This is a genomic window from Streptomyces sp. LUP30 (genome assembly GCF_001746365.1).
GTDB lineage: Bacteria > Actinomycetota > Actinomycetes > Streptomycetales > Streptomycetaceae > Streptomyces.
Window position 1 is genome coordinate 52,723 of record NZ_MJAJ01000022.1, and the last position, 13,109, is coordinate 65,831.

The following is a 13,109-nucleotide window of genomic DNA, read 5'->3' on the forward strand; positions in this document are numbered from 1 at the left end:
GCTTCCACCCCCGTTGAGGCGGAACAGCACCCCCCGCCTCCCGTCTAAGATGCGCCCCATGAGCTATGGGCAGGGGGGACCTCAGTCCCAGTGGGATCCGTGGAAACCGAACTCCCAGCAGCCGTGGGCCACCGGCGATGACGGGCGGACCCCGGACTGGGCCGCGCTCGCCGAGGCGTCCGAGACGCGCAACAGGCGCCGCAGGCTGCTCCTCATAGGCGGCGGCGTGCTCGCCACGGTCGCCGTGGGCACCGCCGTGGCCATGGCCGTGATGTCGGCGAACGGCAGCAACGAGGCAAACAAGCCGACGTCCTCGCTGCCCGGGGCCGCAGGACTGCCGAGCGCGTCCGGCACCCCGTCCTTCGCGCCGACCAGCGCACCGCCCCCGCTGGACCCCAAGGAATTCATCTCCAGCAAGACCAAGGACACCGCCCCCAACGGTCCTGACCTGCTCTTTCCCGGCACCCAGCTGACCATGGGCTCGGCCGTGTACAAGAAGGGCCCCAAGGCGGACAGCGCCACCTGCGCCACGGGCGCCGCGGGGACCCTGCCCAAGATCCTCACGGCCAACGGCTGCACCCGCGTCATGCGCGTCACCTACACCAAGGACGGCATCGCGGTCACCGTCGGGGTGGCCGTCTTCGACACCGAGGCACAGGCCCTCAAGGTCAAGAGCCAGGCCGCTGACAACAAGAGCATCGTCAAGGCCCTGTCCGGCGGGGACGTCAAGGCGTTCTGCGACGGCGCGATCTGCCGCTCCACGACCAACTCCTACGGCCGGTACGCCTACTTCACGCTCACGGGCTTCACCAACGGCAAGAACGTCACGACGAAGGACACGGCGGTCTTCACCGCCGGCGACGATCTGTCCAAGTTCGCGTTCCAGCAGATCCGCCGCCGCGGCGAGGCCCAGGCGTCGGCCGCCGCCGGCTGACCGTCCCGGGCCCCGCGCGGGGCGGACGGGGTCAGCAGCAACCGGCCCCGGGCAGCGTCCGCCTGTTGCGCGCCTCCCTGCTGCGCGCGGCGAGCAGCTCGTCGGCCGGGTAGCCGACCTCCTCCAGCGTCAGCCCGTGCGGCCGCACCACGTGCACGGCCGAGTCCCGTACGCCCGCGGCGAGCACCTTCCCGGGCCACTCGGCCCCGCGGTGCCCGTCCCCCACGAACAGCAGCGCGCCGATCAGCGAGCGCACCATGTTGTGGCAGAAGGCGTCGGCGCGGACGGTGGCGGTGATGATCCCGTCGGCCCCCTTGACCAGGCTCAGCTGCTGAAGCGTGCGGATGGTGGTCGCCCCCTCCCGCTTCTTGCAGTACGCGGCGAAGTCGTGCTCCCCGAGGAGCCGCTCCGCGGCCTCGTTCATGGCGTCCACGTCGAGCGGCCAGTCGTGCCACAGGACATGGCCCCGCAGCAGGGGATCGACCCCGCCGGGATTGTCGGTGACCCGGTAGGCGTACCGCCGCCAGATCGCCGAGAACCGCGCGTTGAAGCCGTGGGGGGCCTCCCGCAGCGCCCACACCCGCACATCGCGAGGCAGCCGCCCGGCGAGCCGCTTCAGCAGCTTCCCGTGGTGCTCGCGCCAGACCTCCTCCGGCAGATCGACATGGGCGACCTGCCCCCGCGCGTGCACGCCGGCGTCGGTCCGCCCGGCCACGGTCAGCTCGTACGTCGTTCCACCGGACCGCGTGACGGTCCGCAGCGCGTCCTCGATCTCCCCCTGCACGGTCCGCCGTCCCCCGGCCTGCTTGGCCCACCCGGAGAACTCGGAACCGTCGTAGGACAGGTCCAGCCGCACCCGGACGAACCCGGGCTGTACTTCGTCACTCACTCCTGGATCCTCTCAGCAACACAAAAGCGGGCCCGTCCCCCGGAAGGGAACGGACCCGCAATCGCCCTAAGGGGGCGCGGGACGGTGTCATGCGGCTCCGCCGCGTGGGCACGACAGGCCACCACGAAGACGCAGCCGCAAACGCACAGCCCCCGGCAGAACGCTTACGCGTCCTTCGACTCCTCGGCGGGAGCCTCGTCGGCCTTGGTCTCCTCGACCTTGGCCTCCTCGGTCTCCTTGACCGCACGCTTCGTGGCGGCCTCGGCCTCGCCGGTCGCCTCCTGCGCGACCGTCAGCGCCTCGACCAGCTCGATGACAGCCATGGGCGCGTTGTCGCCACGACGGTTACCGATCTTGGTGATGCGGGTGTAGCCACCGGGACGGTTCTCGTAACGCGGGCCGATCTCGGTGAAGAGCGTGTGGACGACGCTCTTGTCCGTGATCACCTGGAGCACCTGGCGACGGTTGTGCAGGTCGCCCTTCTTGCCCTTGGTGATCAGACGCTCGGCGTACGGGCGCAGCTTGCGCGCCTTCGCCTCGGTGGTGGTGATGCGGCCGTGCTCGAACAGCGACTTCGCGAGGTTCGCGAGGAGGAGCTTCTCGTGCGCAGCGCTGCCGCCCAGACGGGCGCCCTTGGTGGGCCTCGGCATGGTGTTTCTCCTAGGTGTCTGCCCCGGCCGTATCAGGTACTGGGGTCAGTATCCGAGCAGGCGGTCGCCTGTCGGAGATCCGGGGTCCGCTCGCACGGACCCCGGAGGTCGGGACCGATCAGTACTGCTCGGTCTCCACGAAGCCCGCGTCCGCGTCGTCGTCGGCGCCGAAGGCGTCGGCGGCGGCGGTCGGGTCGAATCCGGGCGGGCTGTCCTTGAGGGCCAGGCCCATGCCGGCCAGCTTCGCCTTGACCTCGTCGATCGACTTCGCACCGAAGTTGCGGATGTCGAGCAGGTCGGCCTCGGAACGCGCCACGAGCTCACCCACGGAGTGGATGCCCTCGCGCTTGAGGCAGTTGTACGACCGAACGGTGAGCTCGAGCTCCTCGATCGGCAGCGCCAGATCGGCGGCCAGGGCGGCGTCCGTGGGGGACGGGCCCATGTCGATGCCCTCGGCGTCGATGTTCAGCTCGCGGGCGAGACCGAACAGCTCGACCAGCGTCTTACCGGCGGAGGCCATGGCGTCACGGGGACGCATCGCCTGCTTGGTCTCGACGTCGACGATCAGCTTGTCGAAGTCGGTGCGCTGCTCGACACGCGTGGCCTCGACCTTGTACGTGACCTTCAGAACCGGCGAGTAGATGGAGTCGACCGGGATACGGCCGATCTCCTGGCCCACCTGCTTGTTCTGCACGGCGGAGACGTAACCGCGACCGCGCTCGACGGTCAGCTCCATCTCCAGCTTGCCCTTGCCGTTCAGCGTGGCGAGGACGAGGTCGGGGTTGTGCACCTCGACACCGGCCGGGGGCGCGATGTCGGCGGCGGTGACCAGACCCGGGCCCTGCTTGCGCAGGTACATCACGACCGGCTCGTCGTGCTCCGAGGAGACGACCAGCTGCTTGATGTTGAGGATCAGGTCGGTGACGTCCTCCTTGACGCCCGGCACGGTGGTGAACTCGTGCAGGACGCCGTCGATGCGAATGCTGGTGACAGCAGCGCCGGGGATCGACGACAGGAGGGTGCGGCGGAGGGAGTTGCCGAGGGTGTAGCCGAAGCCCGGCTCCAGCGGCTCGATGACGAACCGGGAGCGGAACTCGTCGACGACCTCTTCGGTCAACGAGGGACGCTGAGCGATCAGCATGTGGAGATCCTTCAGTCAGGGGCACCCACTATTTGATGCCCTGATACACCAGGCGGAGCCTGACGGTGGTACGTGCAAGGGTACGGGCGATACGGCCCCGAAGGCCCGTACCGCCCGAAATCCTCAGTCCAAGCAGCCGTACGTCAGATCAGACGCGGCGACGCTTGGGCGGACGGCAGCCGTTGTGCGGGGTCGGCGTGACGTCCTGGATCGAGCCGACCTCGAGGCCGGTGGCCTGCAGGGAACGGATGGCGGTCTCACGACCGGCGCCCGGGCCCTTGACGAAGACGTCGACCTTGCGCATGCCGTGCTCCTGCGCGCGACGGGCAGCCGACTCGGCGGCCATCTGCGCGGCGAACGGCGTGGACTTGCGCGAGCCCTTGAAACCGACGTGGCCGGCGGAGGCCCACGAGATCACGTTTCCGGCCGGGTCCGTGATGGACACGATCGTGTTGTTGAACGTGCTCTTGATGTGCGCCTGGCCGTGCGCGACGTTCTTCTTTTCCTTGCGGCGCACCTTCTTGGCAGCGCCCTGACGACCCTTGGGGGGCATCTACAAACTCCTACGGGGAGGTGGTCGGTCCTACAGCGAAGACCGCTGATGAAGCGTTGTCCGCTGAGGACTACTTCTTGCCCGGCTTCTTCTTGCCGGCGATGGCGCGACGCGGGCCCTTGCGGGTACGAGCGTTCGTGCTGGTGCGCTGACCGCGGACCGGCAGACCACGACGGTGACGGAGACCCTGGTAGCAACCGATCTCCACCTTGCGGCGGATGTCGGCCTGGATCTCGCGACGAAGGTCACCCTCGGTCTTGATGTTGGCGTCCACGTACTCGCGGATCGCGACGAGCTGCTCCTCGGAGAGGTCGCGAACGCGGGTGTTCGGGTCGACGCCGGTCGCAGCCAGCGTCTCCTGGGAAAGGGTCCGGCCGATGCCGAACACGTAGGTGAGGGCGACCTCCACACGCTTTTCGCGCGGGATGTCGACACCGGAAACGCGTGCCATTCAATGGCTCCAGTTGATCCTCGGAGGTCTTCCGCAGAACCGACCCCCAGCCGCCGGCCTCTTCTGTCGTGCAGAAGATTTGGTACGGACTGGGTCCCCGGCCTCCGAACCGGGGGTATCGGACGGGACATCCCGTCCGGGCCCTGCGTATGAACAAATTCAGCTCGCGTCGCGCGAAGTCTCTGCGATATCGGTGCAGAGGGTGTGATCCGTGTGCGGTCAGCCCTGGCGCTGCTTGTGGCGCGGGTTCTCGCAAATGACCATGACCCGCCCATGACGGCGGATCACCCTGCACTTGTCGCAGATCTTCTTGACGCTCGGCTTGACCTTCATTGGGTGAGGTTCTCCGGGTCAGTTGCCAACAGCCCCGAACGCCCGTGAGGGCGCACGAAGGTACGGGCAAGATCTACTTGTACCGGTAGACGATCCGGCCACGCGTCAGGTCGTACGGAGACAGCTCCACCACGACCCGGTCGTCAGGGAGGATACGGATGTAGTGCATACGCATCTTGCCGCTGATGTGTGCCAGGACCTGGTGGCCGTTCTGGAGCTCGACCTTGAACATGGCGTTCGGCAGAGACTCGACGACAGTGCCCTCGATCTCGATGGCACCTTGCTTCTTGGCCACGCTTCGCCCTTCGAATCGACTACCTTGATCGGCTCCCCCGCCTTTTCCCTTACGGGCGCATGCGGACATGCGGGTGCACGAGAGCCGACGAGTCAGTCTACGTCAGCCCTAGCTGAAACACGAATCGAGAAGTCTGCCCCACAGGGGAGATCCTTAACCGAGAGACCACCTCGGGGCAATCCAGGACGAAGCGCTGCCCTTCAGCCCGTCGGGCGTTCGAGGACGAGGCCCTGACGGGGCCGAGACGGGGGCCCAGCGGCAGCAGCCTCCCGGGCCGGGACCTTCCCCGGGCCCACGCCGGAGCGAACCCCAGGCCCGGCCCACGGCCACACCGCCGGCGGGCGCCTCAGCCCAGCGGGTCCGGCGCCGCCGTGATCCCGTGCTCGGCCAGCTTCGCCCTGCCCCCGTCGGGAGACGTGAGCACCAGCGGCCCCTCCTCGGTCAACGCCACCGAGTGCTCCCAGTGCGACGACCAGGTCCCGTCCGTCGTGATGACGGTCCACTCGTCCTCCAGGACCTCGGTCCGGGGAGTGCCGAGCGAGACCATCGGCTCGATGGCGAGGCAGAAGCCGGGCACCAGCTTGGGCCCCTTGCCCCGTCGGCGGTCGACGTAGTTCAGCAGGTGCGGGTCCATGTGCATCTCGGTGCCGATGCCGTGACCGCCGTAGTCCTCGATGATGCCGTAGCGGCCGCCGCCGGGCTTCGGCTGGCGGCGGATGTACGTCTCGATGGCCCGCGAGACGTCCACCAGGCGGTTGCCGAGCTTCATGGCCGCGATGCCGGCCCACATCGACTCCTCCGTCACCCGGGAGAGCTCGACCACCTCCGGCGCGTGGCCGGAGCCGACGAAGGCGGTGTACGCCGCGTCGCCGTGCCAGCCGTCCACGACCGCGCCGCAGTCGATCGAGATCACGTCGCCGTCCTTGAGGACGACCTCGCCGGAGGGGATGCCATGGACGACCACGTCGTTCACCGAGGTGCAGATCGTCGCGGGGAAGCCGCCGTAGCCCAGGAAGTTCGACTTCGCGCCGTGCTCCGCGAGGACCTTGCGGGCGACGAGGTCGAGGTCCATCGTCGTCGCACCCGGCACCGCCGCCTCCCGGGTGGCCGCGTGGATGGCGGCGACGACCAACCCCGCCGCGCGCATCTTGGCGATCTGCTCGGGGCTCTTGATCTGCACCATGGGGGGCCTGCGCTCTCCGTCACTCAGGTCGGTCACGTACGTACACAACAGTACGGCCGTGGGGTCCCGGAGGACTCCACGGCCGTATCCGGGCCGACGACTACTGGTCGTCGCCCTCGCGCTTCAGCGCCGCCAGCGCACGGCCGGTGACCTCGTCCACGGGGCCCATGGCCTCGATGGTCACGACCAGGCCCTGCGCCTTGTAGTAGTCGATGATCGGCTCGGTCTGCGTGTGGTAGACCTCGAGCCGCGTGCGGACGGTCTCCTCGGAGTCGTCGTCGCGCTGGTACAGCTCGCCGCCGCAGACGTCGCAGACGCCGTCCTCGGCAGGCTTCTTGTACGAGATGTGGAAGACGTGCGCGGAGTCGTTGCGGCAGATGCGCCGACCGGCGATCCGCTTGACGACCTCCTCCTCCGGGGCCTCCAGGTCCAGTACCGCGTCCAGCTTGATGCCCTCGGTGGTGAGGAGCTCGTCGAGCGCCTCGGCCTGCGAGACGTTGCGCGGGAAGCCGTCCAGCAGGAAGCCTCGCTCGGCGTCCGGCTGCTCCATGCGGTCCTTGGCCATGGCGATGGTGACCTCGTCGGGGACGAGGTTGCCGGCGTCCATGTAGGACTTCGCGAGCTTCCCGAGTTCCGTCTGCTGGCTGATGTTGGCGCGGAACAGGTCGCCCGTGGAGATGTGCGGAACGCGGAGCTTCTCGGCCAGTTTCGTGGCCTGCGTTCCCTTTCCGGCGCCCGGCGGCCCGACGAGGACGATACGCATCAGCGGAGGAACCCTTCGTAATTGCGCTGCTGGAGCTGGCTCTCGATCTGCTTCACCGTTTCGAGACCGACACCCACGATGATCAGGATGCTGGTACCACCGAACGGGAAGTTCTGGCTTGCCCCGAAGCCAACCAACGCCATCGTCGGTACAAGAGCGATAAGACCCAGATACAGCGAACCCGGCCAGGTGATCCGGTTGAGCACGTACGACAGGTACTCAGCGGTCGGTCGGCCAGCCCGGATGCCCGGGATGAAGCCACCATACTTCTTCATGTTGTCGGCGACTTCCTCGGGGTTGAAGGAGATCGCCACGTAGAAGAACGCGAAGAAAACGATCAGCAGGAAGTACATGCTGATGTAGATCGGGTGGTCGCCCTTGGTCAGGTTGGTCTCGATCCAGGTCTTCCAGCTGGACTGTCCGCTGGAGAACTGAGCGACCAGGGCGGGGATGTAGAGCAGCGACGAGGCGAAGATGACCGGGATCACACCGGCCTGGTTCACCTTCAGCGGGATGTACGTCGAGGTGCCGCCGTAGGACCGGCGGCCGATCATGCGCTTCGCGTACTGCACGGGGATCCGGCGCTGGGCCTGCTCGACGAAGACCACCAGACCGACCATGACGAGGCCGACCAGGATGACGGTGCCGAACTCGATCCAGCCGTCCGCCAGCGTGCCCTGCTTCTTGATGGCCCACAGAGCGGAGGGGAACGTCGCGGCGATCGAGATGAACATCAGGATCGACATGCCGTTGCCGATGCCGCGGTCGGTGATGAGCTCACCGAGCCACATGACCATGGCCGTGCCGGCGGTCATGCAGATGACCATGGTGATGGTCGTGAAGATCGCCTGGTCCGGGACGATGCTGGACGCGACCGAGCAGCCGGAGAACAGGGCGCCGCTGCGGGCCGTGGCCACCAGGCCGGTGCCCTGCAGGATGGCGAGCGCCACGGTCAGGTAGCGGGTGTACTGCGTGATCTTCGCCGTACCGGCCTGGCCCTCCTTCTTCAGGGCTTCCAGACGCGGGATGACCACGGTGAGCAGCTGAAGGATGATGCTCGCCGTGATGTACGGCATGATGCCCAGCGCGAAGATGGTGATCTGCAGCAGCGCGCCGCCGCTGAACATGTTCACCAGACCGAAGAGGCCCTGGTTGCCGGACGCCTCGTCCACACACCGCTGAACGGACGTGTAGTCGACACCAGGGATCGGGATGTGCGTCCCGACCCGGTAGATCACGATGATCCCGAGCGTGAAGAGGAGCTTCTTGCGCAGGTCGGGCGTCTTGAACGCCCGGGCGAACGCGGTGAGCACGGTGCCTCCTGCGACCCCCGCGCATCTGCGTCAAGGGTGACGGTCTTGAGGGGCCAATAAAAACAACGACTTACGACAACGACATGAGTAACGGTCGACTGCCGCTCAAGGTGCCCCCTTGGGAGAACCTTGTGAAAAGTGGGCAGTGCTGGTCACCATACCCGCGACACACCTGCCCTAGGAACGACCAACCGGGGATACCCCATTTGTGGGGTATCCCCGGTCGGGATCGCTCAAGTCATCGAGACACCTGAGATGTTCAGATGAGCTCGGTGACGGTACCGCCGGCGGCGGTGATCTTCTCCTTGGCGGAGCCGGAGACGGCGTCGACCGTCACCTGCAGCGCCACGGAGATCTCGCCCTGGCCGAGGACCTTGACGAGGCTGTTCTTGCGAACGGCGCCCTTGGCGACGAGCCCCTCGACGGTGACCTCGCCACCCTCCGGGTACAGCGCGCCCAGCTTGTCGAGGTTCACGACCTGGAACTCGGTCTTGAACGGGTTCCGGAAGCCCTTGAGCTTCGGGAGACGCATGTGGAGGGGCATCTGCCCACCCTCGAAGCGCTCCGGAACCTGGTAACGGGCCTTCGTGCCCTTGGTACCACGACCGGCCGTCTTACCCTTCGACGCCTCACCGCGACCCACACGGGTCTTCGCGGTCTTGGCGCCCGGGGCGGGACGGAGGTTGTGGATCTTGAGCGGGTTGTTCTCCGCCATGATCAGTCGACCTCCTCGACCGTCACGAGGTGGCGGACGGTGTGCACCATTCCGCGGAACTCGGGGCGGTCCTCCTTGACGACCACGTCGTTCAGGCGCTTGAGCCCGAGCGAACGCAGGGTGTCACGGTGGTTCTGCTTGCTGCCGATGTACGACTTCGTCTGCGTGATCCTGAGCTGTGCCATTACGCAGCACCAGCCCCGGCACGCGCACGAAGCAGAGCCGCGGGGGCGACGTCCTCGAGGGGCAGACCGCGGCGGGCCGCGATCTCCTCGGGACGCTGCAGGCCCTTCAGGGCCTCCACGGTCGCGTGCACGATGTTGATCGCGTTCGACGAACCGAGCGACTTCGACAGGATGTCGTGAACGCCGGCGCACTCGAGCACGGCACGCACCGGGCCACCGGCGATAACGCCGGTACCGGGGGAAGCAGGCTTGAGCAGGACGACGCCCGCGGCCTTCTCGCCCGTGATCGGGTGCGGGATGGTGCCCTGGATACGGGGGACCTTGAAGAAGTGCTTCTTGGCCTCCTCAACGCCCTTGGCGATGGCGGCCGGCACCTCCTTGGCCTTGCCGTATCCGACACCCACGGTGCCGTCACCGTCGCCCACCACGACCAGCGCGGTGAAGCTGAAGCGACGACCACCCTTCACAACCTTGGCGACACGGTTGATCGCGACGACGCGCTCAACGTACGCGGTCTTCTCGGCGGCAGCAGCGCCGCCGTCACGGCCCTTCCGGTCCCGCCGCTCGCCGCCACCGGCACCGCCACCGCGGCGCTGGGGTCCAGCCATTGGAATTACCTCTCTCTGTTTCCGCTAGCTACGGAACCGACTCAGAACTTGAGTCCGGCTTCGCGGGCGGCGTCCGCCAGGGCGGCAATGCGCCCGGCGTACTGGTTACCACCACGGTCGAACACGACAGCCTCGACACCGGCAGCCTTGGCGCGCTCGGCGACCAGGGCGCCGACCTGCTTGGCCTGCGAGGACTTGTCGGCCTCACCACCGCGGATCGTGGTGTCCAGGGTCGACGCCGACGCCAGGGTGTGACCCTTGATGTCGTCGATGACCTGGGCCACGATGTGGCGGTTGGAGCGCGTCACGACCAGGCGCGGACGCTCCGCCGTACCCGAGATGTGCTTACGGATCCGGATGTGGCGACGCTTGATCGCGGCACGCTTGTAAGCGTCGCCCTTGAGGATCTTCTGTCCGTATGCCATGGCTTACTTACCCGCCTTTCCGACCTTGCGGCGGATGACTTCGCCCTCGTACTTGACACCCTTGGCCTTGTACGGGTCGGGCTTGCGCAGCTTGCGGATGTTGGCCGCAACCTCGCCGACCTTCTGCTTGTCGATGCCCTCGACCTGGAAGCGGGTCGGGGTCTCCACCTTGAAGGTGATTCCCTCGGGCGCCTCGACGGTGATCGGGTGGCTGTAACCGAGCGCGAACTCGAGGTTCGAGCCCTTCGCGGTCACGCGGTAACCGACACCACTGATCTCGAGCTTCTTCACGTAACCCTCGGTCACGCCGGTGATCATGTTCGCCACCAGCGTGCGGGACAGGCCGTGCAGGGCCTTGCTCTGACGCTCGTCGTTGGGGCGAGTGACGTTCAGGACGCCGTCCTCAGCCTTGGCGATCTCGATCGGCGAAACGACGGTGTGGGTCAGCGAGCCCTTGGGGCCCTTGACCGAGACCGTCTGGCCGTCGATGGTGACGTCCACGCCGGCGGGAACCGTGATAGGGAGCTTGCCAATACGCGACATAGCTGTTTCCTCCGTTCCCTTCCGCTACCAGACGTAGGCGAGAACTTCTCCGCCTACGCCCTTCTTGCCGGCCTGCTTGTCGGTGAGGAGACCGTGCGACGTGGAGATGATCGCCACGCCGAGGCCACCGAGCACCTTGGGCAGGGAGGTGGACTTCGCGTAAACCCGGAGACCGGGCTTGGAGATCCGCTTGATGCCCGCGATGGAGCGCTCACGGTTCGGGCCGAACTTCAGCTCGAGAACGAGGCTCTTGCCGACCTCGGCGTCCTCGACCTTCCAGCCGGTGATGAAGCCCTCCTGCTGGAGGATCTCCGCGATGTGAGACTTGATCTTCGATGCCGGCATCGTCACGGAGTCGTGGTACGCCGAGTTCGCGTTCCGCAGACGCGTAAGCATGTCTGCGATCGGATCAGTCATGGTCATGAATTGGCCTGTGGCCTCTCTCGCCGGGGTTTCCTGGTGCGCCATCCCTCTCCCCGATCCGAGACGGGACGGGTGCGGCGCGGTGGACCTACGGCGTAGTAAGTCGTACGGGCGTCAGGCGCCCAACCCTCCCAGCCTACGGCATGGAAGGACGGGCACCTGACACGCCCATTGCTTACCGAGAGCCTCTGGAACCCTTATTTAGGGGTTTACCAGGAGCTCTTGGTCACGCCCGGCAGCTCGCCGCGGTGAGCCATCTCACGAAGGCACACACGGCAGAGGCCGAACTTGCGGTACACGGAGTGCGGACGACCGCAGCGCTGGCAGCGGTTGTAAGCGCGCACAGCGAACTTGGGCTTGCGAGCAGCCTTAGCGATCAGAGCCTTCTTCGCCATCTCGCTCACGCCTCCTTGAAGGGGAAGCCGAGGTGACGAAGGAGCGCGCGGCCCTCAGCGTCGTTGGTCGCCGTGGTGACCACGGTGATGTCCATACCCCGGACACGGTCGATCTTGTCCTGGTCGATCTCGTGGAACATGACCTGCTCCGTGAGACCGAAGGTGTAGTTGCCACGGCCGTCGAACTGCTTGGGGGACAGACCACGGAAGTCGCGGATGCGCGGAAGCGCGAGCGACAGGGTGCGGTCCAGGAACTCCCACATGCGGTCGCCACGAAGCGTGACGTGGGCACCGATCGGCTGACCCTCGCGCAGCTTGAACTGCGCGATGGACTTGCGGGCCTTGGTGACGGCCGGCTTCTGACCGGTGATCGTGGTGAGGTCGCGGATGGCGCCCTCGATCAGCTTGGAGTCGCGGGCGGCGTCGCCCACACCCATGTTGACCACGATCTTGACGAGGCCGGGGATCTGCATGACGTTCTCGTAGGAGAACTCTTCACGCAGCTTGCCCGCGATCTCCTCGCGGTACTTCGTCTTCAGACGCGGAGTGGTGGTGGTAGCCATCAGATGTCCTCACCCGTCCGCTTGGCAACGCGGATCTTGTTGCCCTCGTCGTCGAAGCGGTAACCGACGCGCGTGACGACCTTGTTGCCGTCCTTCTCCACGACCAGCTGAACGTTGGACACGTGGATCGGGGCCTCGGTGGTCACGATGCCGCCGGCCTGCGAGCCCTTGGCGGTCGGACCGGCCTTCGTGTGCTTCTTGACCCGGTTGACACCCTCGACCAGGACACGGTCCTCACGGGGGAAGGCCGCGATGACCTTGCCCTGCTTGCCCTTGTCCTTACCGGTGATGACCTGGACCAGGTCGCCCTTCTTGATCTTCATGCTTACAGCACCTCCGGAGCCAGCGAGATGATCTTCATGAACTTCTTCTCGCGCAGCTCGCGCCCGACCGGGCCGAAGATGCGGGTGCCGCGAGGGTCGCCGTCGTTCTTCAGAATGACGGCGGCGTTCTCGTCGAAGCGGATGTACGAGCCGTCCGGACGGCGGCGCTCCTTGACGGTGCGAACGATGACCGCCTTGACGACGTCACCCTTCTTCACGTTGCCACCGGGGATCGCGTCCTTGACGGTGGCGACGATGACGTCACCGATGCCCGCGTAGCGGCGACCGGAGCCACCGAGCACACGGATGCAAAGGATTTCCTTCGCACCAGTGTTGTCGGCGACACGCAGTCGCGACTCCTGCTGGATCACGTCTATCTCCTGTTTGTCTGCCGGTTCCCCGGGAGCCGCTCAGCGAGCGGCTC

21 protein-coding genes are annotated in these 13,109 nt (G+C 66.7%); 1 reads left to right on the plus strand and 20 read right to left on the minus strand.

Going from position 1 to position 13,109, the window contains the following annotated elements; translation table 11 throughout:
• Window positions 1–58 precede the first annotated feature (58 nt).
• A complete protein-coding gene (locus BG482_RS19675) occupies window positions 59–934 on the plus strand; it encodes a hypothetical protein (RefSeq protein ID WP_069770390.1) in 876 nt (291 codons plus the stop codon).
• Window positions 935–965: 31 nt separating this feature from the next.
• On the opposite strand, the gene truA is transcribed toward BG482_RS19675, so the two are convergent.
• The 20 genes from truA to rplN all read right to left on the minus strand — a co-directional run bounded on the left by truA (window position 966) and on the right by rplN (window position 13,056).
• Entirely contained in the window at window positions 966–1,823 is an 858-nt protein-coding gene (truA, locus tag BG482_RS19680; protein WP_069770391.1) for a tRNA pseudouridine(38-40) synthase TruA, read from the minus strand.
• Window positions 1,824–1,987: 164 nt separating this feature from the next.
• Window positions 1,988–2,473 carry a 50S ribosomal protein L17 gene (gene rplQ, locus BG482_RS19685; RefSeq protein ID WP_069770392.1) on the minus strand — a complete coding sequence of 162 codons (486 nt, stop codon included), beginning with the start codon at window positions 2,471–2,473 and terminating at the stop codon, window positions 1,988–1,990.
• Between the two features lie 118 nt (window positions 2,474–2,591).
• The gene (locus tag BG482_RS19690) at window positions 2,592–3,614 is read right to left on the minus strand and encodes a DNA-directed RNA polymerase subunit alpha (protein WP_003966937.1); all 1,023 of its coding nucleotides are present in this window, start codon (window positions 3,612–3,614) and stop codon (window positions 2,592–2,594) included.
• Between the two features lie 148 nt (window positions 3,615–3,762).
• Window positions 3,763–4,167: a 30S ribosomal protein S11 gene (gene rpsK / locus BG482_RS19695; RefSeq protein ID WP_010354218.1), complete on the minus strand. Its 405-nt coding sequence runs from the start codon at window positions 4,165–4,167 to the stop codon at window positions 3,763–3,765.
• Window positions 4,168–4,237: 70 nt separating this feature from the next.
• On the minus strand, window positions 4,238–4,618 hold the full coding sequence (gene rpsM, locus BG482_RS19700) for a 30S ribosomal protein S13 (RefSeq protein WP_020132619.1): 381 nt from the start codon (window positions 4,616–4,618) through the stop codon (window positions 4,238–4,240).
• Between the two features lie 219 nt (window positions 4,619–4,837).
• On the minus strand, window positions 4,838–4,951 hold the full coding sequence (rpmJ, locus tag BG482_RS19705) for a 50S ribosomal protein L36 (protein WP_003998809.1): 114 nt from the start codon (window positions 4,949–4,951) through the stop codon (window positions 4,838–4,840).
• A 73-nt stretch (window positions 4,952–5,024) separates the two neighbouring features.
• Window positions 5,025–5,246 carry a translation initiation factor IF-1 gene (gene infA, locus BG482_RS19710; protein ID WP_003948620.1) on the minus strand — a complete coding sequence of 74 codons (222 nt, stop codon included), beginning with the start codon at window positions 5,244–5,246 and terminating at the stop codon, window positions 5,025–5,027.
• Between the two features lie 346 nt (window positions 5,247–5,592).
• Complete coding sequence (gene map, locus BG482_RS19715) at window positions 5,593–6,429, minus strand: type I methionyl aminopeptidase (protein WP_069770393.1); 837 nt, start codon at window positions 6,427–6,429, stop codon at window positions 5,593–5,595.
• A gap of 100 nt (window positions 6,430–6,529) precedes the next feature.
• Window positions 6,530–7,192 carry an adenylate kinase gene (locus tag BG482_RS19720; protein ID WP_069770394.1) on the minus strand — a complete coding sequence of 221 codons (663 nt, stop codon included), beginning with the start codon at window positions 7,190–7,192 and terminating at the stop codon, window positions 6,530–6,532.
• Window positions 7,192–8,505, minus strand: a complete 1,314-nt coding sequence (gene secY / locus BG482_RS19725) for a preprotein translocase subunit SecY (RefSeq protein ID WP_069770395.1) — start codon at window positions 8,503–8,505, stop codon at window positions 7,192–7,194. Before secY ends, BG482_RS19720 begins: the two co-directional genes overlap by 1 nt.
• 259 nt (window positions 8,506–8,764) lie before the next feature.
• A complete protein-coding gene (gene rplO, locus BG482_RS19730) occupies window positions 8,765–9,220 on the minus strand; it encodes a 50S ribosomal protein L15 (RefSeq protein ID WP_069770396.1) in 456 nt (151 codons plus the stop codon).
• Window positions 9,221–9,222: 2 nt separating this feature from the next.
• Window positions 9,223–9,405: a 50S ribosomal protein L30 gene (gene rpmD, locus BG482_RS19735; RefSeq protein WP_060901490.1), complete on the minus strand. Its 183-nt coding sequence runs from the start codon at window positions 9,403–9,405 to the stop codon at window positions 9,223–9,225.
• Entirely contained in the window at window positions 9,405–10,013 is a 609-nt protein-coding gene (gene rpsE, locus BG482_RS19740) for a 30S ribosomal protein S5 (RefSeq protein WP_013001409.1), read from the minus strand. The genes rpmD and rpsE overlap by 1 nt, the downstream gene beginning before the upstream one ends.
• Before the next feature lie 41 nt (window positions 10,014–10,054).
• The gene (rplR, locus tag BG482_RS19745) at window positions 10,055–10,438 is read right to left on the minus strand and encodes a 50S ribosomal protein L18 (RefSeq protein ID WP_057584673.1); all 384 of its coding nucleotides are present in this window, start codon (window positions 10,436–10,438) and stop codon (window positions 10,055–10,057) included.
• A 3-nt stretch (window positions 10,439–10,441) separates the two neighbouring features.
• Window positions 10,442–10,981, minus strand: a complete 540-nt coding sequence (gene rplF / locus BG482_RS19750; protein WP_057584674.1) for a 50S ribosomal protein L6 — start codon at window positions 10,979–10,981, stop codon at window positions 10,442–10,444.
• 24 nt (window positions 10,982–11,005) lie between these two features.
• The gene (gene rpsH / locus BG482_RS19755; RefSeq protein ID WP_057607912.1) at window positions 11,006–11,404 is read right to left on the minus strand and encodes a 30S ribosomal protein S8; all 399 of its coding nucleotides are present in this window, start codon (window positions 11,402–11,404) and stop codon (window positions 11,006–11,008) included.
• 209 nt (window positions 11,405–11,613) lie between these two features.
• Complete coding sequence (locus BG482_RS19760) at window positions 11,614–11,799, minus strand: type Z 30S ribosomal protein S14 (RefSeq protein ID WP_030890724.1); 186 nt, start codon at window positions 11,797–11,799, stop codon at window positions 11,614–11,616.
• A gap of 5 nt (window positions 11,800–11,804) precedes the next feature.
• On the minus strand, window positions 11,805–12,362 hold the full coding sequence (rplE, locus tag BG482_RS19765; RefSeq protein WP_030788262.1) for a 50S ribosomal protein L5: 558 nt from the start codon (window positions 12,360–12,362) through the stop codon (window positions 11,805–11,807).
• On the minus strand, window positions 12,362–12,685 hold the full coding sequence (gene rplX / locus BG482_RS19770) for a 50S ribosomal protein L24 (protein ID WP_030039760.1): 324 nt from the start codon (window positions 12,683–12,685) through the stop codon (window positions 12,362–12,364). The genes rplE and rplX overlap by 1 nt, the downstream gene beginning before the upstream one ends.
• A 2-nt stretch (window positions 12,686–12,687) precedes the next feature.
• Window positions 12,688–13,056 carry a 50S ribosomal protein L14 gene (gene rplN / locus BG482_RS19775; protein ID WP_003998823.1) on the minus strand — a complete coding sequence of 123 codons (369 nt, stop codon included), beginning with the start codon at window positions 13,054–13,056 and terminating at the stop codon, window positions 12,688–12,690.
• Window positions 13,057–13,109: the final 53 nt, after the last annotated feature.

Coding starts and splice junctions, on each gene's coding strand:
- rpsM (WP_020132619.1), bottom strand. CDS start 4,618: ATGGCACGCGTTTCCGGTGTCGACATCCCGCGCGAAAAGCGTGTGGAG.
- BG482_RS19675 (WP_069770390.1), top strand. CDS start 59: ATGAGCTATGGGCAGGGGGGACCTCAGTCCCAGTGGGATCCGTGGAAA.
- rplE (WP_030788262.1), bottom strand. CDS start 12,362: ATGGCTACCACCACCACTCCGCGTCTGAAGACGAAGTACCGCGAGGAG.
- rpsE (WP_013001409.1), bottom strand. CDS start 10,013: ATGGCTGGACCCCAGCGCCGCGGTGGCGGTGCCGGTGGCGGCGAGCGG.
- BG482_RS19690 (WP_003966937.1), bottom strand. CDS start 3,614: ATGCTGATCGCTCAGCGTCCCTCGTTGACCGAAGAGGTCGTCGACGAG.
- BG482_RS19720 (WP_069770394.1), bottom strand. CDS start 7,192: ATGCGTATCGTCCTCGTCGGGCCGCCGGGCGCCGGAAAGGGAACGCAG.
- rplR (WP_057584673.1), bottom strand. CDS start 10,438: ATGGCATACGGACAGAAGATCCTCAAGGGCGACGCTTACAAGCGTGCC.
- map (WP_069770393.1), bottom strand. CDS start 6,429: ATGGTGCAGATCAAGAGCCCCGAGCAGATCGCCAAGATGCGCGCGGCG.
- BG482_RS19760 (WP_030890724.1), bottom strand. CDS start 11,799: ATGGCGAAGAAGGCTCTGATCGCTAAGGCTGCTCGCAAGCCCAAGTTC.
- rpsK (WP_010354218.1), bottom strand. CDS start 4,167: ATGCCCCCCAAGGGTCGTCAGGGCGCTGCCAAGAAGGTGCGCCGCAAG.
- rplX (WP_030039760.1), bottom strand. CDS start 12,685: ATGAAGATCAAGAAGGGCGACCTGGTCCAGGTCATCACCGGTAAGGAC.
- rplF (WP_057584674.1), bottom strand. CDS start 10,981: ATGTCGCGTATTGGCAAGCTCCCTATCACGGTTCCCGCCGGCGTGGAC.
- rplO (WP_069770396.1), bottom strand. CDS start 9,220: ATGGCGGAGAACAACCCGCTCAAGATCCACAACCTCCGTCCCGCCCCG.
- rpmD (WP_060901490.1), bottom strand. CDS start 9,405: ATGGCACAGCTCAGGATCACGCAGACGAAGTCGTACATCGGCAGCAAG.
- rplQ (WP_069770392.1), bottom strand. CDS start 2,473: ATGCCGAGGCCCACCAAGGGCGCCCGTCTGGGCGGCAGCGCTGCGCAC.
- rpmJ (WP_003998809.1), bottom strand. CDS start 4,951: ATGAAGGTCAAGCCGAGCGTCAAGAAGATCTGCGACAAGTGCAGGGTG.
- rpsH (WP_057607912.1), bottom strand. CDS start 11,404: ATGACCATGACTGATCCGATCGCAGACATGCTTACGCGTCTGCGGAAC.